The sequence below is a fragment of the Microcoleus sp. w1-18aA5 genome, from assembly GCF_036701705.1.
In the GTDB taxonomy this organism is placed as follows: Bacteria; Cyanobacteriota; Cyanobacteriia; order Cyanobacteriales; family Microcoleaceae; genus Microcoleus.
In genome coordinates this window covers 1-26268 of record NZ_JAUPTE010000088.1, presented here as the reverse complement: position 1 = coordinate 26268, position 26268 = coordinate 1, and the positions used below count along the sequence as shown (strand labels likewise).

Genomic DNA, 26268 nt, shown 5'->3' with positions numbered 1-26268 from the left:
TCTGGTTGCTGGGGGCTTTTTCATTGGTTTATTTTACCAGCTTTTGTCACCGAAGTTTTTTTGACCTGAATCCTTACGATTTTTTTTGCCAGGTAAATTAAATAAACCTGATTTTATTAAAGCTTTCTCAGTTCTAATTACAATTCTATAAGCATTTGATTCATTAATACCCCATTTAATTCCCAGATGAAAAAAAGTTGGATATTCTCGCAAATAGGATAATGTCATTAAGATTTGGTCTTCTGGGGACAATTTACTTGGTCTTCCTGATTTTTTTTGAAGTATTTTTTCCGATTTGACTATTTTAACCATCTCTTTGAATGTCTCTTGATGTACTCCACAGTAGCGTTTAAAGTCTGTGGGGGTTAACTTTTGTAATTGTTCGTACTTCATATTATGGGAGCTAATTTTTTCTTTTATTTTACCTAGAACGAGCGCACTTTCGCAAGAGGTCTACTGATAACTAATAACTAATAAAAACAAATTCCCCGGCCTAACCAGGGAACGAAAGATATTCAAAAAAGTAATGTTGTTTTAATAAATTGAATTTGCCAAAAAGCGGCGATAATTTAGTAGCAGCGATTGTTGATTTGAGAGCAGACGCCGGGGCGGGCAGTCCTGTGCAGGTGCCGCACCCGATCGCATTTTCCAGTCTCAAGAAAACAGTTGCATTCATATTTGAGTACCACTTAAGCTTGGTTGCTGTTGCGAGTCTGGCTAGCCAGCTCCAACAGTTGCGCCCAGCGTTTTTGGACTTGTTTGGGAGTGCATTTGAGCGCGGTGGCGATCGCCTTGTCGCTTTCTTGATTCCGCTTCATTTCTAACAATTGCTGCATTTCCGGCGACAGTTGAGCGCGAAAAGCTTCCCATTTGTCCGAAGTCATTCCCAGCTTTTGATCGACATCAGCACCCAGCCATTCGTGGACGAGTTTCCAATTTTGAGTGCGGGCAAATTTTTCGACGTGGTACTTAAACCGTTGTTGCAAGTAGTCGCGCTGGCGGGAAGACAAACCGAGCACGCGGTCAATTTCCGAAGCCGAAAGGTCTTGCAATTTTAAAGTTAAGTAATTCACGCATTCTGGCTGATTTTGCGATTCCAGATAGGCGATCAATTCCGAGACTACTCGATCGCGCAACACAGCATCAGCCGGATCGACAGTTTCCGATACCATTTGCTCGCGCACTTGTTGCAGCGCCGGAGAGCGGCTGTACATTTCCGCATCTTCTCCCTTGCCCGACTCTACAGCCATTTCAATGTCGATCGCAGTTTCGGGAGGCTGACCCTTGGCAAATCCTTGAGCGCGCAACACGATCAGGCGTTGGCGGTTGCGGCCGGGCAAACCAATTTGGCGCTTGGCGTAGTGCTCGGTAAAAGCCATGTACTCAGCCAATTCTAGCTGCGTGCGGGGCTGGTAGGTGACATCGAGTTGATGTTCGCGGCGGAAAGCTCGCAGAGATTCGATGTAAAAGCCTTGCAAAAAGTCTTCAATCATGTTGTAGCGAGCTTGGAAGTTCAAGTTCGATCGGAAAGAAGCAACATGGCGGTAAATCATAGCCGCGAGGTGAGAATGCAGTTCGACGCGGCCTTGTTTGGAACCGAGGCGGTAGTATTGCAGGGTTTTTTGCAACCGGTGCTCCGCCAAGGTGATTTGCCAAGCTTCAACTTCGCCGGAAATTTGGATGCGATCGCTCTTTTGGCAAATCCGTTCGACTTCCTTAGCAATCCGCATCGCCACTGCTTGAGCGCTACGGCTGGCAGTTTTCATTTCCCCTTGCAATTCTTTGAGGGCGAAGTTAGCCAAAGCGAGGATATCGATGCTGGGAAGAGTATTGATTTCGGCGGTTTGTTCGCTGGATGCAGCCGGAATGCTGTTGATGTCAGAAGCGGTGTTGCAGTTGACGGTGTTGGTGGCAGCTTTGAGAGTCATGGCGTTTATCGGGTGGTAGGGCACAGCGGGTGTGCAAGGACATTTGTCAGAGAGTGAGGTGGCAGTTGCTGGCGGTTTCGCTTGCTGTGCTGATTCAACTCTCTATACATTGAATGTTACGGAAGTAGAGATAACCGTAGTTATGCCAGTGTTCCACTCTCTCATGCAACAGTTTTTGGCTGCTGAATCTGATTCTAATCGCTGGCTGTGGAAGATTGGTTTTATTGCCGTTAAAGCCTTACTTGACAAGCATTCTGAGCTGTTATGTGCGTGGGGCGATCGCCAGGAAAATGGAGGGTGCTGCGAGGCCGCTGAGTGGACAATCTAATAACTGGCTATTTGAGGCGGTTTTGGCCGTTAGAGATTGTGGAATCGAGACTTGGCAGAGTGTAGCTATCTGCAATGTCTTCAGAACCTACGCAACAGCAGTTAGGAAACCCGGTTAATCTGAAAATTTGATCTTATCCAAGAAGCAAGAAGGAATCAGAAAGAAGCACAGAGAGCTTTGTTTGCCAACAATTCACCCTGATTCTTTCTCTAATACCAAAGTCACCGGCCCGTCATTCTCGATCGAGACTTGCATCATCGCTCCAAACAAGCCTGTTTCGACTTTTAAGCCGCTCTGGCGCAACTTTTCGACAAATTTATCATAAAAAATTTCGGCTCTTTCAGGAGCCGCTGCTCGGTCAAAGGAAGGCCGCCGACCTTTGCGGCAGTCCCCGTAGAGCGTAAACTGACTGACAACCAGCAACTCGCCGCCGATGTCTTGTACGGACTTGTTCCAGCGCCCGGTATCCCCGGCAGAGTCGGGAAACAAACGCAATTCCAGGCATTTGCGAGCCATCCAATCGAGTTCTGCTTCGGTGTCGGTGTCTGCAATACCTACAAGCAAGTTAAGTCCGCAGCCAATTTTGCCGACAATTTGACCTTCAATTTCTACTTGAGATGATTTTACTCGCTGGATGATGAGTCGCATGGGAAATTAGAAATGCTTAAATTTAAAACTAAAAATCAAAAGGTAAACTTACCTTTTTAATAAGAATTATGAAAAAAAACCCGGTTTATCGGATAAATCTTGGTTGTCACCGCGAAATCTCGACGAAAAAACCGGGTTTCTAGCCAGTACACCTCTGTTCTGCTTAATTTTCAACCTTTAGTTTTTCCCAAAACCTTTGCCGCGATTGGTTGAAGGCATACAAAGACAGTTTTCGAGTTGCGATCGCAAAGTCTCGGTATCCAAACCCTGACCGATGAGAACAAGCTGGTTTTTGCGATCGCCTTTCCACTCGTCGTCATCCATCGTAAATCGCTTGCCACTCAAGTGAAAAATATGCCGTTTGGGACTTTCTTCAAACCACATAATCCCTTTCGCGCGAAACACATTTGTTGGCATTTGTTTGTCTAAGAAATATTGAAATTTTCTCAGAGAAAACGGTTTGTCGCTCTGGAAAGAAATTGAGGTAAATCCGTCATTTTCTAAATGGTCGGAGTGGTCGTGATGGCTGTGGTCGTGATGGCCGTGGTCGTGATGTTCGTGACCGTGATGGTCGTGATGTTCGTGATGTTCGTGATGGTCGTGATGTTCGTGATGTTCGTGATTGCTAGGAGTTTCTTCAGATTGGAAATATTTGTCAGATTCAAACAATCCGACGCTGAGGACTAGCGGTAGGGGAACTTGCGATTTTACAGTTCGCAGAATTCGAGCACCTTCTTTGACATCGCGAATTTTAACTTCCAACAAATCTAAATCTGCTTCTTCAACCAAATCAGTTTTGTTGAGGATTATTATATCGCCGTAAGCTATTTGACTGTAAGCTGCTTGAGAGTTGAACAAATCTAAGCTGTAGTTGGCTGCGTCTACTACTGTAACTATCGAATCGAGACGAGTCAGGTCGCGCAGTTCTGTGCCTAAAAAAGTCATTGCTACTGGCAGCGGGTCGGCAAGTCCAGTTGTTTCGACTACCAGATAATCGAGATTTTCTTGACGTTCCAGAACTTTGTAAACTGCATTAACTAAATCTTCATTAATAGTGCAGCAGATGCAGCCGTTGTTCAGCTCAACCATGTTGTCGTCGGTAGTGACAATCAGTTCGTTGTCGATACCGATTTCGCCAAATTCATTTACCAAAACTGCTGTTTTCAAACCCTGCTGATTGGTCAGGATGTGGTTGAGCAGGGTTGTTTTGCCGCTGCCGAGAAATCCTGTAATGATTGTAACGGGCAATCCGTGTTTGGGAGCTTCCATCGCCAGTTCTGTCTCGGACTGAGTTGTAGATTGCATAGCTTGAATGTCAAATAATGTCGATCGCACTTTCTTTGTGGCTCTTATTGTATCTTAATTAGGACAAGGCCTGGTAAACCCAGTTTCTCGGATAAATGTTGGGTTTGGTGGCATGGTATCTACGCATCAACCGGTAATCAGCCCGATAGTGCAAAATAAGTGGGCCGCTAATTATCGGCAATTGCTAAGGCGGTCGATCGCACTTTTTTATTTCTTTGATAAACTTTTTTCCAGAGTACCTGTGGCAGTTAGCCTACAAGCTGTGTTCCAGGTAAATCCAGCAGCGACAAATTTGGGGCCGAATCAAGCCCCGTGCGATCGGCAAATTCCCGCTACTCTATAATAATTTTAATTATCGACCTGCGTAAAATATTGAAACCTCAACTATCAACGAAAACAGGGCGGTGGCTAACAACAGCCACCGCCCTCAAGATAGTATTGCGCTATCTAAGTCTGTGCTTACGCAGGAAGCAAGACTGAATCAATAATGTGGATGACACCATTATCAGCAGCAACATCGGCTGTTGTAACGGTAGAATCATTGATTTTGACGCCGTTGGAAGCATCAATTTTCACTTCAGAACCTTCAACTGTCTTGGCAGATTTCAGCTTGACCACATCAGCGGCCATAACTTTGCCAGAAACGACATGATAAGTCAGGATTTTTTTGAGCTTAGGAATGTCCTTAAGCAGTGCTTCTACAGTACCTGCGGGAAGCTTAGCAAAAGCTTCGTCAGTAGGCGCAAAAACAGTGAAGGGGCCCGCGCCTTTAAGAGTATCTACTAAACCAGCAGCTTTGACAGCAGCAACTAGGGTTGTAAAAGATCCAGCCGAAACGGCGGTATCAACAATATCAGCCAAGTGAGTCACCTAGTTTGTGTAATCTATAAATCACTATAACGCTAAAAAGTTAATTTAGCTACATTAATTTTTTCTGTAGTTCTGTCTGGTTTTCTGCTTATTTAAGATAGCATTTTTTATTTAACTCTTTTCCTAAAATACCTATCTAAAGGTAGATATTTCTTTTGCTGTTTTACTGTATTTTTATTTATTCATGTAATCCTAAATACATTAATAAGACGATCGCCCCTGCGCGCTGTTTAAAGTAAACGCAGGGGCGATCGTCCAGAGCCCCGGAAGCTAAGGCATTTTGATTGACTTGGCAAAACATTAAACATTAAGCACAGCACTAAGGCCTCGTAAAGCCAGCCACCCGACTGATGGCAACAGTTGGGGAAATCCCGATCTAAACTGTTAACAACCATTAATTAGCGGAAGGGTGACATGAGATATAAACTACTAGGTCACAGCGGACTTCGCGTTTCCGAAATCTGCCTCGGAACCATGACTTTTGGGGAAGAGTGGGGCTGGGGGAGTTCCTACGACCAAAGCCGTAAAATGTTCGACGCCTTTGCAGAATCGGGCGGCAATTTCATTGATACCGCGAATCTCTACACCAACGGTACTAGCGAAAAATATGTTGGTGAGTTCATCGCAGCCGATCGCGAAAAATGGGTAGTTGCAACTAAGTATAGCCTCAACATGAAGAATGGCGAAATCAATGGTTTCGGCAACCACCGCAAAAATATGGTACAAGCAGTAGAGGCAAGTTTGAAGCGATTGCAAGTTGAATACATAGATTTGCTGTGGCTGCACGCTTGGGATTTTACCACACCCGTCGAAGAAGTAATGCGCGCTTTTGACGATTTGGTACGCGCCGGTAAAATTCTTTACATAGGAATTTCCGATACGCCGGCTTGGATTATTTCTCAAGCAAATACGATCGCCAATCTGCGCGGTTGGACACCATTTATCGGCTTGCAAATCGAGTATTCTTTAAAAGAGCGAACTCCGGAACGCGACTTGATCCCTATGGCAAAAGCCTTTGATATTGGCATCACAGCTTGGAGTCCTCTAGCAGCCGGTTTGCTGACAGGAAAATACAACACTTCAGAAACAGCCAGCGAAGCTAAACGGCTGAATTCACCTGAATCGGGAAAAATTAACGAACGAGACCTCAAAATTGCTGACGAAGTTAGCAAAATAGCAGCCGAAATTGGCAAACCTGCTTCTCAAGTAGCCCTAAATTGGCTGATCCAACAGCCAGTCGAAGTTATTCCGATTGTGGGTTCGCGCAAACTCTCGCAACTTCAGGAAAATCTGGCTTGTTTGGAGTTTAAATTAAGCCCGGAACAAATGCAGCAGTTAGACAAAGTAAGTGCAATTGAATTGGGTTTCCCTCACGATTTCTTAAAGAGTTCGACGGTGCAAGATTTTGCCTTTGGAGGAGGAATCGCCAAAATTGACAGCCGCCGACTGTAAAGTTGCTGCTATTTTCTAGCCGCGGGTTTACGTGGATATTTGGCGTTCGATCGCAGATATCGGCGAACCCGCCCTGAGAGGGATGATTGATATTTGTGCTGTGGGCGCGAGGTAAAACTGACGCCCACAGCGCAAATGTCATCACCTTGATTTCTTGCCACAGACTCGCGCAAAATCTTAGGTTTATCATTGCGGTTGCCTGGATTCTCTGTTATTGTTGAGACAGGTACTTTCCGGTGAGTTTAACCCCACTCTATAAACTGTCAATTGTTAATCTATCGGAAGTCAGAAATGTCTGCTAATTATCTGTATATTAGGATACAAATTTTCCTAATTAGCGATCGGATGAGTTAAAAAAAAGCAAGGTTTGTCAAATCAAAAAGCAACATAAACTGGATGGCAAATTTTGTCTCATCTTCAAATAAAGCAATAAAACTCGCTCTTTTTTCACCCCGTACCTGCCAGTTAAAAGTCATTTTACAAGGTAGATCGGCATTTTAAGGGCTTTGTAACCCCGCATACAACCTAGGTGTCTCCTGAGAGAAAAGTCATCCTTCAGATAGAAGTTAGGGCAGAAAAACTGGGTTACATTTAACAACAATAGCAAGTCTAACAATATTAACTTATCTCCAAGTTTCAATTCTGAAAAAAGCAGATAAGCGTGTTTTCCCGCAGCAAAACAGTTTCTTTGTTTGGCTCCCTGAATGCGGCGCTTGCTCGTCAATAAATGTTCTCAGATTTATGCTTTCGACTTTCAGTAAGACAATGCTGAGAAATATATCCTATTGACAAATTTTAACTGACAAATTTTCATTGACAAATTCCAGAGGCTAATATGTCGCCCCCAGAAAACTCAGTAAACAATAAGTATAGCAATAAAAGTCGAGCATGGGAGATCCGATTTACCTCTATAGATCCAGCCAAATCACTCTCTCAATTTGCTCCATCGGCCGCATTGCGCGCCAACTTATCAAAAGCTGATGCTTTAGAGGCACCAGATTTAGTTTGCCTGTCTCATCTGCGGTGGAATTTTGTCTATCAGCGTCCGCAACATCTCTTGAGTCGCTGTGCGAAAAGTCGTCGCGTCTTCTTTGTAGAAGAACCTATTTTGAGCGAGGCTAAAGATTGGTGGCTTGATGTCAGCATCCACGAAAGCGGAGTCTGGGTAATCGTACCGCACCTGAGCGAAGGAATCAGCGAAGCAACAGCACAAACTGCTCAACAAGCCATGCTAGATGATTTGTTTCGATCGGCCGAAATTAGCCACTACATCCTCTGGTATTACACACCAATGGCTGTCAGTTTCACAAACCACTTAAAGCCGCTAGCTGTAGTTTACGACTGCATGGATGAACTGTCAGCATTCCAAGGCGCGCACCCGGATTTAAAAGCCAATGAAAACCAATTATTAAAGCGCGCTAGCGTAGTATTTACCGGGGGACACAACCTTTACGAAGCTAAACAGCACCAGCACCCAAACATTCACGCCTTCCCCAGCAGCATCGAAAAAGAACACTTTGCGACAGCCAGGAATCTTTCACAAGAACCGGTGGATCAAAAAGACATTCCTCACCCGCGTTTGGGATTTTATGGCGTCATAGACGAACGCATGGATATCGAACTGCTGGGGGGCATTGCCCAAGCAAGGCCGGACTGGCATTTAGTCATCATTGGCCCGGTGGCGAAAATCGATCCGACAACTCTGCCAACTCACCCAAATATCCACTATCTCGGCGGCAAATCTTATCAAGAACTGCCAGCGTATCTTGGCGGATGGGATATCGCCATGCTGCCTTTTGCGATCAACGAATCAACTAAGTTTATTAGTCCTACGAAAACTCCAGAATACCTCGCTGCCGGAAAACCGGTGATTTCTACTCCTATCCGCGACGTGGTGCGGCCGTACGGAGAAAACGGCTTGGTTCGGATTGCTAGCAATTCTGAAGAATTCGTTGCTTGTGCCGAAGAAATCCTCAGCGAAAGTTCGGACGTTCACACCAAGTGGCTGAGTGAAGTAGACGCCTTTTTAGCAGACAATTCTTGGGACAATACCTGGGGCGAAATGCTGGGGTTGATCGAAAGTGCGATCGACGAGAAACGGCAGAAAGCCGAAGACCGGATGAAAGTTTTAAGTTAGGAATGTTGAGGTTGAAGTGAAAGAGTTACACTTTACGGATTCAAAACTTAACACTCAACACTCCTCGCTGTATGTCCAATTACCAATTATTCCTTACCCTTACCCTTACCCACAATTAGAGGTGTTTCAATGTTTGACTATTTAATCGTCGGAGCAGGATTTGCAGGTAGCGTCATTGCCGAAAGACTAGCAAATGAAGCCGGAAAAACAGTCCTGATAATTGATACCCGCAACCACATCGGCGGCAACGCATACGATCACTACGACAACCACGGCATCCTGGTACACAAATACGGCCCCCACATTTTTCACACCAATTCGCGCCCTGTTTTCGAGTATCTTTCGCGCTTCACCGAGTGGCGACCTTACGAACACCGAGTCCTCGCCAGTGTTGACGGTCAACTGCTGCCAATTCCGATCAATCTCAACACCGTAAACAAACTTTACGGACTGAATCTCACCTCATTTGAAGTCGAAGATTTCTTCGCAAAAGTAGCAGAACCAAAGGATTACATTCGCACTTCCGAAGATGTCGTTGTCAGCAAAGTCGGTCGCGAACTTTACGAGAAATTCTTCCGCAACTACACCCGCAAACAGTGGGGCATGGACCCGTCGGAACTCGACAACTCAGTGATTGCGCGCGTACCCACTCGCACTAACCGGGACGATCGCTATTTCACCGATACCTATCAAGCAATGCCGCTGCACGGCTACACTCGGATGTTTGAAAAGATGCTTTCTCACCCAAACATCAAGGTGATGCTGAATACCGACTACCGGGAGATTGAGGGTTTTATCCCTTACGGAGAAATGATTTACACCGGGCCAGTCGATTCCTATTTCAATTATTGCTACGGCAAACTTCCTTACCGTTCCTTAGAATTCAAGCACGAAACACTGAACGTAGCCGTACACCAAGAAGCACCGGTGGTAAATTACCCCAACGAGCATTTATATACTCGCTGCACCGAGTTTAAATACCTCACCGGACAAGAGCATCTAAAAACTAGCATTGTCTACGAATACCCGCAAGCTGAGGGAGACCCTTACTACCCGGTTCCGCGTCCCGAAAATGCCGAAATTTACAAGAAATATAAGGCTTTGGCTGATGCAACTCCGGGAGTATCTTTCGTGGGAAGGCTGGCGACTTACAGGTATTACAACATGGATCAAGTGGTCGCTCAAGCTCTGACAACTTACAAACAAATTACTACCAAGCCGGTGATTGAATTGGTAGAAAATGTTAACGCTTCTGTCTCTAATGTCAGCACATCCAATGGAGTTTCCCATCGCCCAGCCGCAGCAGCTTCTCTAGAAGTCGCTGCTGTCAACCACGGCAACAGCAACGGCAACGGCAACGGCCAATCTGTTAGCAAGTAGCTGGAAGTTGCGAGTTCCTGGTAAAAAGGTAAGGTGCTGATTGAGCACCTTACTAGATTTTTATCAAAAGTTATTTAATAATTCAAACAAGCCTTGAGGTGAAAATGAACGTTCTAGTTAAAATTGTTTTGTCTCATGAGGTTTTGGAAGTTTCTCAATTTGCTCAGTTTCAGAAAGAAATACAGCGCCTCATTGAAAGCGGTGGCAAAATTCTGATGCTGGATTTCTCAAAAATAAATTTCCTGAAAAATTCCGAGTTAATGGCTGTAGTGGCGATCGTGAAATTAGTGAGAGACAGCGAATGTATACTTTTGATCTCTGCCATGAGCGAACAAGTTAGAATTCTCTTTGAACTCACGGGACTACAGCAAATATTTCAGTGTTTGCCGTTTGCAGAAGAATTTTCTTTTAAAAGTGAGCTAACTGAACCGTTAGGAGGTTTGCAAAGTCTTGCTAGCTAGAGGGAGAGGGGGAGAGGGAGACAGGAAAAATCTTCCTGGTTTATTCTTTTTTCTTCTGACTAATGACTTCAGCACAAGAGAGTCTTCAGATGAGGCTGTTTTAATAGGCAGAACTTTTGCAAATTAATCAGCAAAAGACTTGTCAAAGTGGGGGTAATTGTCGCTAACCTATAAATATAACTTTGGGTAGATGTGCCGATGAGTTGGTTAGGTAGAGAACTAGAAAATTGTGAGATAGAAGAGTCTGCAACTCTTGATAGTAAGGTGACAGTTCAAGGACGGAAAACAGGTTATCCGCGCCCCCAACTGCGCCGGAGCAACTGGATTTGTCTCAATGGTCCGTGGAGGTTTGCTTACGATGACGCGGGCCACTGCGTGCAGCCGATCGATATTTCTGAGTGGACTCACACTATAGAAGTGCCGTTTGCTCCAGAATCGGCAAAAAGCGGGATCGGCGACACGAATTTTCACCCCAACTGCTGGTACGAACGCGAATTTGACGTACCCCACACAGAAGGCAGAGTTCTCCTCCACTTTGGGGCCGTAGACTACCGCGCCCGCGTCTGGGTGAACGGTCAATTTGTCATCGAACACGAAGGCGGACACACTCCTTTCACCGCAGACATTACAGCAGTTGTGAACCTCAACGGGCTGCAGCGGGTGACAGTGTGGGCCCAGGACGACCCGCAAGATTTGGAGAAACCGCGCGGCAAGCAAGACTGGCAAATAGAGCCCCACAGTATTTGGTATCCGCGCACGACCGGGATTTGGCAGACAGTCTGGGTAGAATTGGTGCCTCACACTTATATCGAGCGCATCCGCTGGACTCCGCAGTTTGAACGCTGGGAAATCGGTTTTGAAGCGTTTGTCGCGGGCGATCGCCAGTCGGGAATCCAGATTAAAGTCAAACTGTCGATCGGCTGTTTGCTGCTAGTCAACGACACCTACGAAGTCATCAACGGCGAAATCCACCGCCGTATCGCCCTCTCGGACCCTGGTATCGACGACTACCGCAACGAATTGCTGTGGAGTCCCGAAAAACCTACGTTAATTAACGCTCAAGTACAGTTGTGGGCCGACGGCAAACTCCTCGACGAGGTAAAATCTTATACCGCGATGCGGACTGTCAGCATCCAGCGCGATCGCTTCATGCTCAACGGCCGCCCCTACTATTTGCGACTGGTGCTCGACCAAGGTTACTGGCCCGACACCATGATGACTGCCCCTTCCGACGAAGCTTTGCGCCACGATGTCGAATTAGTCAAAGCAATGGGTTTCAACGGCGTCCGCAAGCACCAAAAAATCGAAGACCCCCGATTTTTGTACTGGGCTGATGTGCTGGGGCTCCTAGTTTGGGAAGAAATGCCCAGCGCCTACCGCTTCACTCCCAAAGCCGTACAACGGCTGACGCGGGAGTGGACAGAAGTCATCGACCGCGACGCCAGCCACCCCTGTATCGTAGTCTGGGTACCGTTCAACGAATCTTGGGGAGTTCCGAATTTAGTCGAAGCCGCAGCCCACCGCAACTACGTGCAAGCGCTGTATTTCTTAACCAAAACCCTCGATCCGACTCGCCCCGTCATTGGTAACGACGGCTGGGAAAGCATCGATACCGACATCCTGGCGATTCACGACTATGACAACAACCCGCAAACCCTAGCTAAGCGCTACGGGCCCGAAGTTCAGCTAGCCGATTTGTTCGATCGCGGGCGTCCGGGCGGGCGTATCCTCACCCTAGACGGCCACCCGCACCAAGGACAGCCGATGATGCTGACAGAATTCGGTGGCATCGCCTGCGCCGGCCACGAAAACCCCGATTTTTACAGGGTTTGGGGCTACGTGCGCGCATGGGACACGAAGGAACTGCAAAGGCGCTACACCGCGCTGCTGAAGGTGGTAAACCAAGTGGAAATGTTCAGTGGATTTTGTTACACGCAGTTAACCGATACTTACCAAGAAGCTAACGGTTTGCTGTATGCCGATCGCACTCCCAAATTTCCCCTAGAGACGATGGCTGCGGCAACTCTCGGCTGGGATATTCCCGAAGAAAGTTCACAGCCGCAAGCTATTACTCAGTGCTAATCGGGCATGGGGCATGGGGCATGGGGCATGGGGGATCGGTTATTAGTTATTAGTTATTAGTTATTAGTTAATTGCTAACAATTACCAATTTCTAAATTCCTAATGCCCAATGCCCAATGCCCAATGCCCAATGCCTAATGCCCAATGCCCAATGACCCATTACCCATTCGATTGATGTTTCAAAGTTTTTTCATGGGCGGCTTTGAATGTTCCACCCACAAATTGCTATCAGGAAAGCGTCTCGATGTCACAGCCGCCACCGGCCACGATAAATTTGTAGCAGCCGACTACCAACGCTTGCAGGAAAAAGGCATTTATACAGTCCGCGAAGGCCTCCGCTGGCACTTAATTGAACAGACACCCGGAAAATACGATTTTTCCAGTTCCCTGCCAATTATCCGGGCCGCCCGCGACATGAAAATGCAGGTAATTTGGGATTTGTTTCACTACGGTTGGCCCGACGATATTGATATTTTCAGTCCCGAATTTGTGTCCAGGTTTGCCAGCATGGTGCGCGCTTTTATGGAAGTGCTAACTGAGGAAACCGACCAAACACCTTTCGTGACACCTGTCAATGAAATTTCATTTATTGCTTGGGCCGGCGGCGATGTCGCCTACATCAATCCGTTTGCAAAAGGGCGGGGAGACGAGCTAAAAGTCCAGTTAATCAAAGCTGCGATCGCAGCGATAGAATCTGTTTGGGAAGTCAATCCCCGCACCCGCATCGTTCAAATCGACCCCACAATTAACATTATTGCTGACCCTGAAAAACCGGAGGATCGGGACGCGGCGGAAGGTTATCGCTTATCTCAATATCAAGCTTGGGATATGTTGGCTGGACGCTTTCGCCCGGAACTCGGCGGCAAGGAAAAATATCTCGATATTATTGGGGTGAATTATTACGATCGCAATCAGTGGATTCACAATGAAGAGCCCATGAAATACACCGATCCGCTGTACCGCCCGTTTCGCGAAATGCTGCAAGAAGTGTTTGAGCGCTACGGTCGCCCCTTATTCGTAGCAGAAACAGGCACTGAAGACGATTTTAGACCTGTCTGGTTTAATTATGTGTGCACCGAGGTAATGGCGGCGATGAAAGCAGGAGTTCCGATCGAGGGAATCTGCTTGTATCCGATTGTTAACCATCCGGGTTGGGACGACGACAGGCACTGTTACAATGGTTTGTGGGATTATTGCAATGAATCGGGCGATCGGGAAATTTACCAGCCTTTGGCGGATGAATTGCAGTTTCAAAGGCAGCAGATTGAACCCTTGCTGAAGTCGCAGGATTGATGATTGTTATATAATAATGAAACCCAACAACAGTTGATGTTGGGTTTCACTAAGTTAAACCCAACCTACTACAGGAATTTCGATCGATCGAGCGGAAACGCTCTAAGAGTCCTTCTCACAATTTTGTATGTAATCTATCCAACCTCTTCGTTTTGAACTTTTTCACCTTGACTGGCTTTTGCTTCCAACTCTGCCATTTTTTCCATCCTTAGTTCATGTAATGTCTTCTTAATCGAACTAAGCCTTGCCCATTCATAAATATTTATAGAAGACCAACCAGTAACTTTCTTTCCCCACTTATTATAGGAGATTTCTTCCCCATTAAATCTGACAAATGTAGGATCAATTATTATAGCTTCAGAGCTTTCAAATGTTTTAATCTCAAGGTAATCGCCAGCTTTGATTATTTGCCAATCAAACAACTTGTCCATTCGAGGTAGAAAAGTTCTTTCAATGGCAGAAGCACTGGATATAATTTCTCCCTTGATTGTAGAACCTCCTCCGGCTAAACCCACGTAAAAATCATCCAGTTGTGCCGGAGGCAAAATTTTCTCCATACTCAAAAAACCTTGCTGTCCTATAAAAACAGGAGTGATATTAAGACAGATTGCGTCTACTCCATTTGCAATCAACCAAGCAACAGCAGAAAGGGTTTGCTCATCAAAGGATGAGGCTATAAGTATTATTCGTTGTTTTTTGTTAAAGGTTTTGAGTGCGTCATTGCTTGACAAGAATTTATTCAACTCTCGTCTCGCTTTTTCACTAGGAGTCAAATCACCTAATTCATACTCATCTTTGTGGATCTCGATATACGAACTATAGACCAACTCTACAAGGGATTCAGGTGTAGAAATTTTGGCATAACTCGCGGCATACCTGATAGCTTGAAATTCAAAAGGTTCTTTTCTGGCTTTGATGTCTTGTACGTCGCGTTTAATCTCGATTAGAACAATATTGCCATCTGCATCAATGGCAGTTAAGTCGCTAATCCCGTTACTCGCATTACGAACTTGTTGACCAACAACTAGAAGAGTTTGGTCATCCCCAAAGAGCAAATTAATGTTTTTGCGTAAGAACTCTTCAATATGTCTTTCCTGTAAGTTTAAGTCTTTAAAGTTTCTAACTTTTATTTCTATTGCTTCGTTCCTTTGGATGCCGCTGTGGTCGAAAGTAACAGGTATGTACATCGCACTCCCCTTTGCTGCTATTAGCTGTCTAAGTGTTCAACTATATTGAGCCTATGTATCCGCTCAATAATCCGGAGTAAATCGCTCAACGATGCACCAGGAACCAAACTAAATCAAGCAGGTTGTTGCCTTTGCTGCGGGATCTCACGTGTCTTCTGAGCAAAAAACCGGTTTCTGGCTACCCGTGCGTAAGTCATAAAGCAATAAGGGCGGGCAAAATGCCCACCCTACATACTAGATATCACTTGGATATCAGACTTAAATTTTCAATACCCCCAGGGGAATTCGAATCCCCGTCGCATCCGTGAAAGGGATGTGTCCTAGGCCTCTAGACGATGGGGGCGCGTTGCGTTTGCTTGTGTTCCGCACCTTTATTACCTTAACTAATCTTTCCCAATCTGTCAACTACTTTGGGAAAGTTTTTTTTCTACTCGTCCCAAAGCTCGTCACAGTAGGCTTTGAGGATGGCGGCGCAATTGCCGATCGCCCCGAGATGAGCAATTTCAAAGCCGTGGGTGTTCTGGGTGGGGAAAGCCAAACAAGCGGCGCGGGCTACGTGGCCGAACTTCATGGCGATCGAAGCATCGCTCCCAAAACCGCTAATTACGGCCAACTGCACCTCTACATCGGCTGCTGTGGCTGCTGCGCGCAATTGGGCGTTCAATCCTTCATCGTAGACTCCGTAGCCGTCCTGAACCAGCAAAACCGGGTTTTCGCTGTCACGAATCGGGTATTCCGGCGCCAGAGGGCAAATTTCCAAAGCGATCAGCGCGTCCAACGGCTGGCGCTGCGTGAAATACAAAGCTCCGATCGCCCCAACCTCCTCCTTCGCCGACGCTACCAAGTAAACATTCACCGCAGGCTCTTTCAAACATTCCGCCAGAGCCAGCAAAATTGCCACTGAAGCCTTGTTGTCCAGAGTGTAGCTCGCGATCCAGTCCTTCAACCGCAGCGGGCGCTTGCGGTGCTTTCCCACTACCATCCGCGTGCCCGGTCGAATTCCGGCCTCGGCTAATTCCTCGGCGGTACACTTAGTTTCGATCCAGGCATTTTCCCACTTTACAGAAACATCTTCCTGCTGAGCTTTCTGAGGAGATTCGTGAGAAACATGGCGGGAACCGAAGCTGAGAATGCCGCTAATTGTTTGCTTGTCTCCGAGCAAATCCACCACGCCTTCGCCGTAAACCCAAGGAAATGCGCCGCCCAATCTGCGGACTTCCACGCGGCCACTCTCGCCTATTGTTTTAACTAGGGCGCCAATTTCGTCTTTGTGGGCGGTAATGGCGATCGACTTTTCGGGATTGCGGCCCTTAATTAGGGCGATCGCATTGTCCGCGCGATCGACCCAAGCATTCACTCCTAGGGCGGCGAATTTTTCCATCAACCGCTCGTTAATTTCCGATTCCGCACCGCTGGGTGAGTGCAGCATTACTAATTCTTCGATTGTTTGGAATAGGCGATCGAACTCTAACATTTTTTATTTTCGTTGTTAGGAGCGAATCTTAACGACATATATTAAATCACATTTACCCACTATTTCCCGGCTGTACACTTAGTTTCAATTCAGGCATTTTCCCAATTGAAAGAAACATCTTCCTGCTGAGCTTTTTGAAGAGCGTAGGAATGAAGCAATTGGTGGCAGCAAAAGGCGATTGAGTAACAAGATTCATGCGAGCGCGTGGATGCGTTGGCCAATCCGTTGGGGTTTCACCTCACCCCCCGACAAACTGGTGACGCGAGCAGGAGGCGACCAACTGCAGCCATTACTGGTGGCGGATACACTGCTGGCTAACAAGGGCTATGATCCAGATCAGCGTGTGATTGACCGCCTCAATGCTGAGGGGAAGACCACCGTGATTTCACCTCGCCGCAATTGCAAGACCCTGGAAACTTACGATGCTCAATTGTACAAAGCCCGTCATTTGATTGAGAACTTTTTCCCCAAGCTCAAGCAGTATCAGGCAATCGCGACGCGCTATCACCCTAGGCGGTGAACTTTCCGGCGCGCGATTCTTCTGGCTGCTGCGGTCATCTGGTTGAATTGATGACACCCCCTAAATTAACTTGACAGTGCCGTAAACTAATATGCCTGACCTCTTGAGCACCTTCTTTTCTAATAATTTCATTCCTCACGGGCATTGTTACCTCTGGAAACCGGAGTTAGTCTGGCTGCACATAACGTCGGATGCCTTGACTACCCTCGCTTATTACTCGGTGGCGTTTGCCATTGTTTACTTTACGAATGAGCGTAAGGATCTGCCTGCTCACACCGTGATGCTGCTGGTGGGTTTCTTCTTTATCTTTAGCTTATGTGGCACGACGCACCTGATGGAAATAGTGACACTTTGGCACCCCATTTATTGGGTTTCAGGACTGATCAAAGCTGTCACTGGTGTTTGGTCTTTCTATACGTTCACCTTTTTACTGATTCCCTTAATTCCAGTGGCGCTTGATGCGCCAAGTCCAGCCCAACTCGCCCTTACAAACCAGGAACTAGAAGAGAGTCGCCGCCGTATCCAGGCGATTAATGTGGAGCTAGAGCAACGGGTGCAGGAACGCACTGCCCAACTGGAAGCGTCTAATCGCACCAAAGACGAATTATTGATGCGTGAACAAATAATTCGGGCAGACGCAGAGGCAGCCAACCGTGCCAAGGATGAGTTTCTCTCGATTCTTTCTCATGAACTCAGAACTCCTCTCAACGCGATCTTAGGGTGGTCAACGATGTTGCGGCAAAAAAACCTGAGTGAGGATAAGGTGGCGCGGGCTTTGGAGACGATCGAGCGAAACGCAAAGTCTCAAGCCCAGCTCATCGAAGACATCCTCGATGTTTCTCGCATCATCACAGGTAAACTGCGCCTTCGAGTCCGGCCTGTCAACCTCGTGCCGGTGATTGAATCGGCGATTGAGTCTGTACAATTGGCGGCTGAGGCAAAGTCTATTCGCCTGCAAAGCGTGCTCGATTCTGAAGCTGGCCCGCTCTTGGGTGATGCCGATAGGTTGCAGCAAGTTGTGTGGAATCTACTTTCTAATGCCCTTAAATTTACCCCTAAAGACGGGCGAGTCCAGATTAGTTTGCAGCGGGTTAATTCCCATGTTGAAATTACTGTCAGCGACACTGGAGCAGGCATCAGCTCGGACTTTCTACCGTTTGTCTTCGATCGCTTCAGCCAGCACGACAGCACGACTACTCGCAGTTATGGGGGGTTGGGTTTAGGGTTAGCCATTGTGCGTCAATTAGTTGAATTACATGGCGGGACTGTAACGGTAGTGAGTCCAGGGATAGGACAGGGGACGACTTTTACAGTCAAACTGCCCGTGATGATTATCCATCTACCACCGAGCGCTCCCGAGCCATTAAACTCGATCGGCGAGGCGCATGGGAGGTTTCAGGCCTCGCCGACTCTTGAAGGCTTACAAATATTAGTTGTAGAGGACGAGGCTGACGCGCTAGAGTTGCTGAGCACGATTCTCGAAAAGTATGGTGCTGGTGTCATGGCTGTGGCTTCAGTCAAGGAGGCCTTGACCATTATCGAAACCGCAACCGATCACAGCCCCGATGTTTTAGTGAGCGATATTGGGATGCCGGATGAGGATGGCTACTCCCTGATCCACAAGTTACGTCAACTTGAAGCGCAGCGGGGTGGTAGGCTACCCGCGATCGCGCTGACGGCTTATGCCCGGAATGACGATCGTCAGCAGGCACTATTAGCAGGTTTTCAGATGCACTTGACCAAACCCGTAGATGCTGCCGAGTTAGTGGCGGTGGTGGCTAGCCTTACCGGACGTACAAGCAGGTGCTAAAACCCAGGTGTTTTTGAACAAATGTTGCGTTTGAGAATAATGGGCTTCTTGTCAGCTTGGGGTGAAGGCTAGCGGTTGTGCCAAATCAAGCTTGTGAGGTTATCTGCTCAATAAATAGGGGGAGCAGTTATTCTAGCTACCAGGATAAGCCCAAGGGAAGAAGAGAAGATTTTTCGAGAATAATAGTCCCCAAAGATGGAATATTTCCCAGTTGAGAAATGCGGTCACGCACATACTCAAAAAGCTGATTGCCAACTGACAAGTAATAGCAACAATAGACATAAAAGTATCCCAAGCCTGAGTCCCCTCAATAGTCTGATTCCCATAGCTAATATTACAATGCTGCACCATAGTCCGGGCAGCTAACTCCGCCGGATTATTATGCAAAGGTAATTCAGGATGCTCTAAAACCCGCTCGCAACAAGAAATGCTTTGCCAGCAGTTAATTGTTTTCGTTGATACAATAACTCATAACCGCTTAAAGTGTCAAAAAGTTGCCAAAATTTAGACTTTAATTCCCGTGCAGCTTCTGCACTCGGGCAATCTTTGTAAGCTAATAATTCCCGTTAATAATCCCAAAAATCTTTGAGAAACTGCTCTAAAATCACTGGATGGCAGGCTACTACTGGACCTAACTTCTGGCAATAAACCTCTGGTAAAAAAATATGTGTGATCCTTAAAAGTTTGCTCAAGTTTAGGTCAAACTTTGAGTTATTGGGTTGATTGGCATCTGCTTAAACTTGCCTAGCCTGCTAGATTATAAAAATGGCTAAATTTTCCATAATGGCCCAAAAATATTTTGCAAGATATCTCTTATAAACTGTTCTACATTTAAACTGTGTGTCAAAAATCAATAAAACTCTTGTGGGACGGGCTTCTAGCCTGTCCCGATTTTCCAATTTAAATGCGTAACAGCTTATCGCGTCTTAAATGAAGGAGAGTTGTAAGGATTCAGGTCATGCGAAAATCAGTAAAACCTATACGCTGTAAACATTTGGTGGAATAATTATCAAAGATCCATTCTTATTAAGAAACATGAAAGCTTTTATTTTCGTATCTATTGAGAATTAAGCTGTAGATTTAGCGAATCCTTGAATTTTATAAGTCTTTTTGTGACTACTTTTCAGATACCTGAATCTTTACCGAGAGTTGATTATTGAATGGGACTAAAAAACACAAATTAGGGTAATTTTGTATCACAGTTTAAATGCACAATAGCTTAAGCTAATCCGCATTTAAATTGCATAGTAAAATAAATTTTTCCTCTTGTGGGGCGGGCATCCTGCTCGCGCTCAACATACAAATTAAATGCACAACAGCTTATCTAAACTATCCTTATATTTTGGTTTGTTTATCCTTGGTTATAAATAGACCTCTTGCAAAAAAAATCTATGTTAGAATTGAAGGTTTTGAGTGTTAGACCTGAGAGCCAACTCATAATTGTCAAGTGCTGATATAACGTGCAATCTGCTCTAATTAAGCAAAAATTTTGATTATAGCATAAAATTATTTTGCAAGAGGTCTAATATTTGGTAATCTTAATTTATTACTTGGGTTCAAGGATTTAATTGATAGAATAAATCAATTCCAACCCTTTTATTTTTATGTTTGAGCTAGCTTATTTCTTACTTCTTTAATTCGCAGAGTCACAGAAGAGGGATATCAGGGTTTGGATCACGCCACGCGCTGACAGGGGCATTTTTTACGTAGTGGTATAACTACTCGGAACCCACAAATATGGCAATTCGTCAAGCGCTAGTGGGAGAGGGTAAATTAGTATTGGGTAGGGAAAAATCTACAGGAAGTATCGAAGTGCCTGTCCCATTCGCCTTGGCAGCAGGCTCAGGCTGGTAAAGTTGGATACGAGCACGCCCAAGTCGTTTAGCTTGATAAAGCGCTTGGTCGGCTGCGGCAACCAGAATTTCGGCTCCCGATTCAGATGCAGGAACAATACTCGCGACGCCCAAGCTGAGAGTGACGTACGGGCTCACCTGAGAACCAGCGTGAGGAAGCTGCAAAGCTGCGATTTTGAGCTGTATGTGTTCGGCTACCAGCACCGCGCCTTGAATCGCGGTATTGGGCAAAATAACGGCAAATTCTTCGCCTCCGTAGCGAGCTACTAAATCGGCGGGGCGATTGACTGCATTGCCGATCGCCGCGGCGACTTGTCGCAAACATTCGTCTCCCCCTGGGTGTCCGTAGGTATCGTTGTAGCTTTTAAAAGAATCAATATCGCAGAGAATCAGGGACAGAGGCGTTTGTTCCCTGGCTTGTCTGCCCCACTCCATTTCTAAATACTGATCGAAACGGCGGCGGTTTGCTAGTTGTGTGAGTTCGTCTAAAGTTGCCAAGCGCTCTAACTTGAGGTTGGCCGCTTGCAACTGCTGGTATAGTTCTGCTTGCTTGATCGCGATCGCCAACTGGGTGGCCAGAGAAGACAGCAACTCTACTTCCAACTGCATCCACTGCCGGGGACTGCACTGGTGGGCCATCAGCAGCCCCCACAACTCGTCTCCTTGCACTAAAGGCACAACCAAATAAGCTCTCACCGCAAATTGTGCGAGTAAGTCAATTTGATATTGCGGCAAATCCGCGGCCAAGATATCGGCGATCGGTCGGATCGCTCGATGTTGGTACGCTTCGAGATAGAATTGGTCAAAACAGAAATTTTCCAGGGTTTCCCCCAACATGGGCTGGCAGTTGGGAGCTACAGATTCCACTGTCACCGCCCCCGTCGCCGGGCCCGCGCAGACACTGCCGGTACAGGTGTTAAAGCGCACGATCATCACTCGATCAGCCTGAAGGAACTGACGCACTTCTGTCACTGTCGTGCTGAGCACTTCGCCCAAATCCAGAGACTGGCGGATGTGCTGAGTAATCGTCGCCATCAGCAGTTCTCGTTCGTTCTGCTGCCGCAGCGCCTCTTCTGCCCGCTTGTACTCGGTGATATCTTGAGCGGTGCCGAAAATTTGTTTGGGACAGCCGTCGGCTGTACGGGCGAAAACTTGGTCGCGGCAGCGAAACCAGCGCCATTGGCCCGATCGATGTTTGAGGCGATATTCCAACTCCAAAATATGCCCGTCTTGAGTCGAGGGAAATTTTTGCTGATGGGCTTTGAGCCTCGGCAAATCTTCTGGGTACACCAAACTCGAGTACAAAGCAGTTTGCATCTGTAAAATTTCGTAGGGAGTGTAGCCCAGCAATTTAGAAGCTTGACCGTTGACGTAAACGTTTCGCTGTTGGGTCAAATCGTAGATGTAGAGCAAATAAGGCGCCGCGTCAGCAATCTGCTGGATGAAATGCTGGCTCGATCGCAATTCTTCCTCCACCCGCTGACGCACTTGCACTTCTTCCAAAGCTTGATCCCGCATTGTGCGGTAAGCTTGGATGCGATGGGTGAGGTCGGTCACGTCTTGAATCACCAACAGCGCGTAGAACGATGGGGCATTGACCCCCGGCCATATTGATGACGAAACTGAGGGTGGAGATTCTCTAGCCACAAAAGCACTTCTTGATGATCGGGAGCCGACATTACCGTCTGATTCCAGCTCAAGAGTATGGAGAATCCAGTCTCTAATCTCCTGTTCTTCAATGCCAGCCTCCAGTGCCGGCACAGCAGTCACAGTAGTTTGCTGAATTCGCTGCTGGCCGTCTTGCCAAGTTGCCGGAATCAGGTGTTTGTGAATTTGAGAAGAAAAAATTGTTGGCGGGCCTCCTGCAAAGATTTGCTTGAAGCGAGTGGCGTACTTTAACTGACTCAGGTGAGGAAAATGGGTTGTGATCTTTGTTCCCAATATTTGGCTGCGGGGAATTTTAGTCCACTCTTCCAGACAAGTGTTCCAAAACAGCACCACAAAATCATCTTGCAGCAAGCAGGCGCCGACTGGTACGCTGTCGAGAACCCCAAACTTTTCCTTAATACTTTTGCTCTCCTCAATCATAGACCCCCGGCAAGTTGATTGATAGCAGTCAACAAGGTGTCAAAGGAATTAACATTGAAAATAAGAATAATATCTCCTTCAATGTGAAGCCTTTCAATCATGAAACTGGTCTGGGCTAATAAAACCACTGTATCAGTAGCTAAACCGCCAGAGATCAGCAAACTAGCAATCGTCCCTTCGCTATAAGTGGGAATTGAGTAGTTCAGGCGCTGCTGAAGCACGTTGCTGATTGCACCCATAACCCCATTAATTACAATATTTCCCACTTCACTCAGCGTACCAATTTTGACTGAATCGAGATCGTGAGTTCCTTCTTCCCCTGTAAGCATTGTCACCAGCAGGGCAGCGCTGTTGGTGGGAAAGACTAGCTGGGCAATGCCTCCAAAGGAGCCTGTGAATTTGAGCTGGACAGCAGCGATTTGCTCGCCGTTGAGGTGCTGCTCTAACTCTTGTTCCACGTCGATGGGAGTCAAGATTTGAAGGTAGGGGATTTGCAAGCGAATCGGGGAGTCGATCATGTCATTCAAAACCCCTGCGGCTTGACCGATCCCGATATTGACGAGTTCCTGCAAAGCATCGAGCTGTCGAGTGCTTAATTTCATTGGGCGCTCTCCTCGCTGACACTGAGAGCTTTTTTGATCCACCCGATTAGTTCGTCTGAGTTGGGCATTTTGTGAATGACTGCCAGGGCTCCGAGATCCATGCACTCGGAGCGGGTGCTGGCTTGAATGTCTGCGGTAATTACGATCACTGGAATTTTATATCCTCGATCGCGCATAGCTTGCAGGACTTCCCGACCTTCCATTTCTGGCATCAGCAGATCTAAGAGCATACAGTTTGGAGTTTTAGTGCCGAGCTGTTCTAGAGCTTCTGGGCCGCTGGATGCTTCCCAAGTCTCGTATCCCTCTGCTCGGAGAATTTTGCAGATTACCCTGCGAGTCAACCACGAATCTTCGACAACGAGAATTGATGTCACTACGTTCTCCTCCTTCTATTGTTAGGACTGACCGGTATTGCAGGTACTGCTTTTATCTTGACATTAATTTAAAGTGCTGGGACGGTGTGTGATCGAGCTTCACTTGGAATTCCTGTTCTTAAAAACTAACGCATTAATGTATTGGATAGTTTAGTATCTTGGACTATGTGAAGAAAAAACCCGGTTTCTGAATGAAACCAGGTTTGCGGGATCTCTATTGCTCCTAACATGGGCGCTCAATTATAGATTACCAAACGCTTCCGAAGGGACTCTACTCGCTGTTTGGCCGTGGTATTGTCTGGCTCGCAGGCGAGAGCTTGTTCATAGATTTCCAAGGCTTGGGCTGTTAATTTCTTGCGCTCGTAGGCGTGACCCAGATTATTGAGAGATGTAACGTATTCTGGCTGCAACTTCAGGGCTTCTTTGTAGTGGCGGATGGCTATGTCGTACTGTTCTTGGCCGAAGTGTGCAAAACCGAGAGCGTTGTAAATAACAGCTTGATTTTCTTCGCCTTCTAAGTCTTTGGCTTTCAGGGCTTTTTGAAACAGTACGATCGCCTGGGAGTAAAGCTTCTTATCTAGATAGATACTTCCTAATTCGTAGTATTCCTGTGCTGTTCCTTTTTCTACTGTCAGCTTATTTTCTAAGCGTTCCAGAGACATTTCCAGCTTCCGAGTTTTGAGAATCTGGCGCACCACAAACCAGGAAGTGCTGCCGAGTATAGCCAGCAGGACTGACAAGTAAATAATGAGCAAATTACTATCCATGTTTTTCTTAAATTTAGGTAGGTCTGTGGAAGGTCTTATTTATTTTAAGGCGCTAGCAATCTCTAACATTTGCCTCTGCAACTGTATAAAAAACAAGGAAATAGCGATCGACCGGCCCGATCGCGATTTCTGAAAAAGCAAGAGTCCAGAAGTAAGAACAAAGAAGGAAAGTTTGTCTCAACCTCCTAAATTTATCAGGAGTTTTCCTTCTCTGGCAGACCGTTAAATCTTTCTTACTTCTGCTTTCTGCCTTCTGAAAATCAAGCGAACTTTCAGCCTCCGGCTCGATTAGCCATTTCCACGACTTTACCGAATGTTGCCGGGTCAATGATCGCCATTTGTGCCAGCATTTTGCGGTTGATTTCGATGTTGGCTTTTTTCATGTTGCCGATCAGTCTGCTGTAGCTCGTGCCGTGCTGGCGCGATGCGGCATTGATCCGAGCGATCCACAGGCGGCGAAAATCGCGTTTGCGTTTTTTGCGATCGCGATAACCGTTACGCAGGGCCTGCATCACCCGTTGGTTAGCTGTGCGGAACTGTTTCGACTGTGCGCCTCGGAAACCCTTGGCTAATTTGAGAATTTTTTTGCGGCGCGCTCTGGCGACATTACCGCGTTTTACCCGTGTCATCTTTAATTTCCGTTAAACTTTACAAGTATGGAAGCATTAACCGCACGTTAGCGTCGTTGGTCTCGTCAATGACGACCAGCTTAGAGAGACGGCTTTTGCGAGCTGAACTTTTGTGCTGTAGCAAGTGGCTTTTGTAAGCTTTGCGGCGCACGATCTTACCGCTGCCGGTCGCTCTAAAGCGCTTTGCGGCTGCTTTGCGAGTTTTGAGTTTTGGCATGGACTGGTGTTATTTGGACACAAGCTTCAACCGTATCACATTTGTGGTACTTTCTGCAAGGGAGATTTGCGGGTTGGGGGCGGCGCTGTATTTGGGGCAATATACAGGATGGGCGATCGGCTAATCTTACAGTTGTTTGCGGAGTTAACATCTAGTATAAAATGTTATACCGCAGTTGCGCTATCATTAATGGTTATCGGCAGAGTTAATATTTGAAAGCTGCTGGTGAGCCACGATAATTAAATTGAAGATGCAACATTAATTAGGGCTTGCTGAATAATCGATCGCACATCAAGAATAAGAGCGATCGATATCTTCAAGCCGAGTTAAATATAAGTTTTTTCTGTATCGATTCATCCCAATTATAATTGTAGATTATCTTCCACGCAAAAACAGGTGTTGTTTTTCCAAATAGACATAAAAACACACAAAAAACCCGGCGCCACCAGGTAGCAAGGTTCATTACCAAAAAAGTAATTGCAATAACCGTACCAGATGTATTATCGAGTTTAGCCATTACTCGATTCAGGCCGAATCTTCGTTTACCTTGTCCAAATTTGCCCTCTATCGCATTTCTAATTCTTTCATCATCTGCGGCTTGCTTCTTTTTTTCTTTACTGACGTTTGCTGGCGGTCTTCCTAAAGGAGGCCCACTGATTCTAATTCCTCTTTCTTTACACCAAGCTCGGTTCTCTCTTGTTCGATAAATTCGATCTGCATGAACTGACTCTGGATAGTATCCTGTGAATCTATAATAAGCTTCTACTTGGGCTTTTAAGTCTCCTAATTCGTTAAAATTATCCCAGCTCATCCTGTTTAAAAATACATATCCTTCAAAGCAACTGGCTGATAGTTTTGCTCCA

General features: G+C 46.4%; 24 protein-coding genes and 1 tRNA gene. 10 read left to right on the top strand and 15 right to left on the bottom strand.

The window, feature by feature from the left end; genetic code table 11:
• Positions 1–33: 33 nt before the first annotated feature.
• Both Q5691_RS23625 and Q5691_RS23620 read right to left on the bottom strand, forming a co-directional pair.
• Positions 34–393: a transposase family protein gene (locus Q5691_RS23625; RefSeq protein ID WP_333347408.1), complete on the bottom strand. Its 360-nt coding sequence runs from the start codon at positions 391–393 to the stop codon at positions 34–36.
• Between the two features lie 296 nt (positions 394–689).
• Complete coding sequence (locus Q5691_RS23620) at positions 690–1928, bottom strand: HetZ-related protein (RefSeq protein WP_333347405.1); 1239 nt, start codon at positions 1926–1928, stop codon at positions 690–692.
• Between the two features lie 43 nt (positions 1929–1971).
• Between Q5691_RS23620 and Q5691_RS23615 the strand changes: the two genes are divergently transcribed.
• A complete protein-coding gene (locus Q5691_RS23615; RefSeq protein ID WP_333226462.1) occupies positions 1972–2256 on the top strand; it encodes a hypothetical protein in 285 nt (94 codons plus the stop codon).
• A gap of 192 nt (positions 2257–2448) precedes the next feature.
• Here the strand turns inward: Q5691_RS23615 and dtd are convergent, their stop codons facing one another.
• Both dtd and Q5691_RS23605 read right to left on the bottom strand, forming a co-directional pair.
• A complete protein-coding gene (gene dtd / locus Q5691_RS23610) occupies positions 2449–2904 on the bottom strand; it encodes a D-aminoacyl-tRNA deacylase (protein WP_333213276.1) in 456 nt (151 codons plus the stop codon).
• A 177-nt stretch (positions 2905–3081) separates the two neighbouring features.
• Positions 3082–4209, bottom strand: a complete 1128-nt coding sequence (locus Q5691_RS23605) for a GTP-binding protein (protein WP_333347411.1) — start codon at positions 4207–4209, stop codon at positions 3082–3084.
• Positions 4210–4321: 112 nt separating this feature from the next.
• Here Q5691_RS23605 and Q5691_RS23600 point away from each other — a divergent pair, with 112 nt between their 5' ends.
• Entirely contained in the window at positions 4322–4552 is a 231-nt protein-coding gene (locus Q5691_RS23600; RefSeq protein ID WP_333347402.1) for a hypothetical protein, read from the top strand.
• A 116-nt stretch (positions 4553–4668) separates the two neighbouring features.
• On the opposite strand, the gene Q5691_RS23595 is transcribed toward Q5691_RS23600, so the two are convergent.
• The gene (locus Q5691_RS23595; protein ID WP_333213277.1) at positions 4669–5070 is read right to left on the bottom strand and encodes a fasciclin domain-containing protein; all 402 of its coding nucleotides are present in this window, start codon (positions 5068–5070) and stop codon (positions 4669–4671) included.
• 423 nt (positions 5071–5493) lie between these two features.
• Between Q5691_RS23595 and Q5691_RS23590 the strand changes: the two genes are divergently transcribed.
• The 6 genes from Q5691_RS23590 to Q5691_RS23565 all read left to right on the top strand — a co-directional run bounded on the left by Q5691_RS23590 (position 5494) and on the right by Q5691_RS23565 (position 13884).
• A complete protein-coding gene (locus Q5691_RS23590) occupies positions 5494–6531 on the top strand; it encodes an aldo/keto reductase (protein ID WP_333347399.1) in 1038 nt (345 codons plus the stop codon).
• Positions 6532–7366: 835 nt separating this feature from the next.
• Positions 7367–8668: a glycosyltransferase family 1 protein gene (locus tag Q5691_RS23585; protein WP_333347396.1), complete on the top strand. Its 1302-nt coding sequence runs from the start codon at positions 7367–7369 to the stop codon at positions 8666–8668.
• A gap of 129 nt (positions 8669–8797) precedes the next feature.
• Positions 8798–10048 carry a UDP-galactopyranose mutase gene (gene glf, locus Q5691_RS23580; protein WP_333213281.1) on the top strand — a complete coding sequence of 417 codons (1251 nt, stop codon included), beginning with the start codon at positions 8798–8800 and terminating at the stop codon, positions 10046–10048.
• Between the two features lie 104 nt (positions 10049–10152).
• Positions 10153–10509: an STAS domain-containing protein gene (locus tag Q5691_RS23575; RefSeq protein WP_333213282.1), complete on the top strand. Its 357-nt coding sequence runs from the start codon at positions 10153–10155 to the stop codon at positions 10507–10509.
• A gap of 198 nt (positions 10510–10707) precedes the next feature.
• Complete coding sequence (locus tag Q5691_RS23570; RefSeq protein WP_333347393.1) at positions 10708–12591, top strand: glycoside hydrolase family 2 TIM barrel-domain containing protein; 1884 nt, start codon at positions 10708–10710, stop codon at positions 12589–12591.
• Positions 12592–12735: 144 nt separating this feature from the next.
• Positions 12736–13884: a beta-glucosidase gene (locus Q5691_RS23565; protein WP_333213284.1), complete on the top strand. Its 1149-nt coding sequence runs from the start codon at positions 12736–12738 to the stop codon at positions 13882–13884.
• 134 nt (positions 13885–14018) lie between these two features.
• Here Q5691_RS23565 and Q5691_RS23560 read toward each other — a convergent pair whose 3' ends face one another.
• The 3 genes from Q5691_RS23560 to Q5691_RS23550 form a co-directional block, all read right to left on the bottom strand.
• Positions 14019–15071 carry a hypothetical protein gene (locus tag Q5691_RS23560; protein WP_333213285.1) on the bottom strand — a complete coding sequence of 351 codons (1053 nt, stop codon included), beginning with the start codon at positions 15069–15071 and terminating at the stop codon, positions 14019–14021.
• Between the two features lie 270 nt (positions 15072–15341).
• Positions 15342–15414 (bottom strand) — tRNA-Glu (locus Q5691_RS23555).
• 84 nt (positions 15415–15498) lie between these two features.
• On the bottom strand, positions 15499–16545 hold the full coding sequence (locus tag Q5691_RS23550; RefSeq protein WP_333347390.1) for a M42 family peptidase: 1047 nt from the start codon (positions 16543–16545) through the stop codon (positions 15499–15501).
• A gap of 178 nt (positions 16546–16723) precedes the next feature.
• Here Q5691_RS23550 and Q5691_RS23545 point away from each other — a divergent pair, with 178 nt between their 5' ends.
• On the top strand, positions 16724–17065 hold the full coding sequence (locus Q5691_RS23545) for a hypothetical protein (RefSeq protein ID WP_333213287.1): 342 nt from the start codon (positions 16724–16726) through the stop codon (positions 17063–17065).
• Between the two features lie 91 nt (positions 17066–17156).
• Positions 17157–18875, top strand: coding sequence for an ATP-binding protein (locus Q5691_RS23540; protein WP_333213288.1), 1719 nt, complete (start codon positions 17157–17159; stop codon positions 18873–18875).
• Positions 18876–20623: 1748 nt separating this feature from the next.
• On the opposite strand, the gene Q5691_RS23535 is transcribed toward Q5691_RS23540, so the two are convergent.
• The 7 genes from Q5691_RS23535 to Q5691_RS23505 all read right to left on the bottom strand — a co-directional run.
• Positions 20624–22816, bottom strand: coding sequence for a diguanylate cyclase domain-containing protein (locus tag Q5691_RS23535; protein WP_333213289.1), 2193 nt, complete (start codon positions 22814–22816; stop codon positions 20624–20626).
• Positions 22813–23418: a chemotaxis protein CheC gene (locus tag Q5691_RS23530; protein WP_333081855.1), complete on the bottom strand. Its 606-nt coding sequence runs from the start codon at positions 23416–23418 to the stop codon at positions 22813–22815. The genes Q5691_RS23535 and Q5691_RS23530 overlap by 4 nt, the downstream gene beginning before the upstream one ends.
• The gene (locus Q5691_RS23525) at positions 23415–23792 is read right to left on the bottom strand and encodes a response regulator (RefSeq protein ID WP_333213290.1); all 378 of its coding nucleotides are present in this window, start codon (positions 23790–23792) and stop codon (positions 23415–23417) included. Before Q5691_RS23525 ends, Q5691_RS23530 begins: the two co-directional genes overlap by 4 nt.
• Positions 23793–24028: 236 nt before the next feature.
• Entirely contained in the window at positions 24029–24559 is a 531-nt protein-coding gene (locus Q5691_RS23520) for a tetratricopeptide repeat protein (protein WP_333053714.1), read from the bottom strand.
• A 272-nt stretch (positions 24560–24831) separates the two neighbouring features.
• On the bottom strand, positions 24832–25188 hold the full coding sequence (gene rplT / locus Q5691_RS23515) for a 50S ribosomal protein L20 (RefSeq protein ID WP_190658174.1): 357 nt from the start codon (positions 25186–25188) through the stop codon (positions 24832–24834).
• Between the two features lie 19 nt (positions 25189–25207).
• The gene (gene rpmI / locus Q5691_RS23510) at positions 25208–25405 is read right to left on the bottom strand and encodes a 50S ribosomal protein L35 (protein WP_006634164.1); all 198 of its coding nucleotides are present in this window, start codon (positions 25403–25405) and stop codon (positions 25208–25210) included.
• A 316-nt stretch (positions 25406–25721) separates the two neighbouring features.
• Positions 25722–26268, bottom strand: a 547-nt coding sequence (locus Q5691_RS23505; protein ID WP_333347387.1) for a transposase, incomplete at its 5' end; no start/stop codon positions are given.

Excerpts from the sequence above, each read along its gene's own strand:
- Q5691_RS23575 (WP_333213282.1), top strand. The coding sequence starts at position 10,153 with ATGAACGTTCTAGTTAAAATTGTTTTGTCTCATGAGGTTTTGGAAGTT.
- dtd (WP_333213276.1), bottom strand. The coding sequence starts at position 2,904 with ATGCGACTCATCATCCAGCGAGTAAAATCATCTCAAGTAGAAATTGAA.
- Q5691_RS23600 (WP_333347402.1), top strand. The coding sequence starts at position 4,322 with ATGGTATCTACGCATCAACCGGTAATCAGCCCGATAGTGCAAAATAAG.
- rplT (WP_190658174.1), bottom strand. The coding sequence starts at position 25,188 with ATGACACGGGTAAAACGCGGTAATGTCGCCAGAGCGCGCCGCAAAAAA.
- Q5691_RS23605 (WP_333347411.1), bottom strand. The coding sequence starts at position 4,209 with ATGCAATCTACAACTCAGTCCGAGACAGAACTGGCGATGGAAGCTCCC.
- Q5691_RS23520 (WP_333053714.1), bottom strand. The coding sequence starts at position 24,559 with ATGGATAGTAATTTGCTCATTATTTACTTGTCAGTCCTGCTGGCTATA.
- Q5691_RS23540 (WP_333213288.1), top strand. The coding sequence starts at position 17,157 with ATGCCTGACCTCTTGAGCACCTTCTTTTCTAATAATTTCATTCCTCAC.
- Q5691_RS23585 (WP_333347396.1), top strand. The coding sequence starts at position 7,367 with ATGTCGCCCCCAGAAAACTCAGTAAACAATAAGTATAGCAATAAAAGT.
- Q5691_RS23535 (WP_333213289.1), bottom strand. The coding sequence starts at position 22,816 with ATGATTGAGGAGAGCAAAAGTATTAAGGAAAAGTTTGGGGTTCTCGAC.
- Q5691_RS23560 (WP_333213285.1), bottom strand. The coding sequence starts at position 15,071 with ATGTACATACCTGTTACTTTCGACCACAGCGGCATCCAAAGGAACGAA.
- Q5691_RS23625 (WP_333347408.1), bottom strand. The coding sequence starts at position 393 with ATGAAGTACGAACAATTACAAAAGTTAACCCCCACAGACTTTAAACGC.
- Q5691_RS23590 (WP_333347399.1), top strand. The coding sequence starts at position 5,494 with ATGAGATATAAACTACTAGGTCACAGCGGACTTCGCGTTTCCGAAATC.
- Q5691_RS23565 (WP_333213284.1), top strand. The coding sequence starts at position 12,736 with ATGCCCAATGACCCATTACCCATTCGATTGATGTTTCAAAGTTTTTTC.
- Q5691_RS23530 (WP_333081855.1), bottom strand. The coding sequence starts at position 23,418 with ATGAAATTAAGCACTCGACAGCTCGATGCTTTGCAGGAACTCGTCAAT.
- rpmI (WP_006634164.1), bottom strand. The coding sequence starts at position 25,405 with ATGCCAAAACTCAAAACTCGCAAAGCAGCCGCAAAGCGCTTTAGAGCG.
- Q5691_RS23570 (WP_333347393.1), top strand. The coding sequence starts at position 10,708 with ATGAGTTGGTTAGGTAGAGAACTAGAAAATTGTGAGATAGAAGAGTCT.
- Q5691_RS23550 (WP_333347390.1), bottom strand. The coding sequence starts at position 16,545 with ATGTTAGAGTTCGATCGCCTATTCCAAACAATCGAAGAATTAGTAATG.
- Q5691_RS23620 (WP_333347405.1), bottom strand. The coding sequence starts at position 1,928 with ATGACTCTCAAAGCTGCCACCAACACCGTCAACTGCAACACCGCTTCT.
- glf (WP_333213281.1), top strand. The coding sequence starts at position 8,798 with ATGTTTGACTATTTAATCGTCGGAGCAGGATTTGCAGGTAGCGTCATT.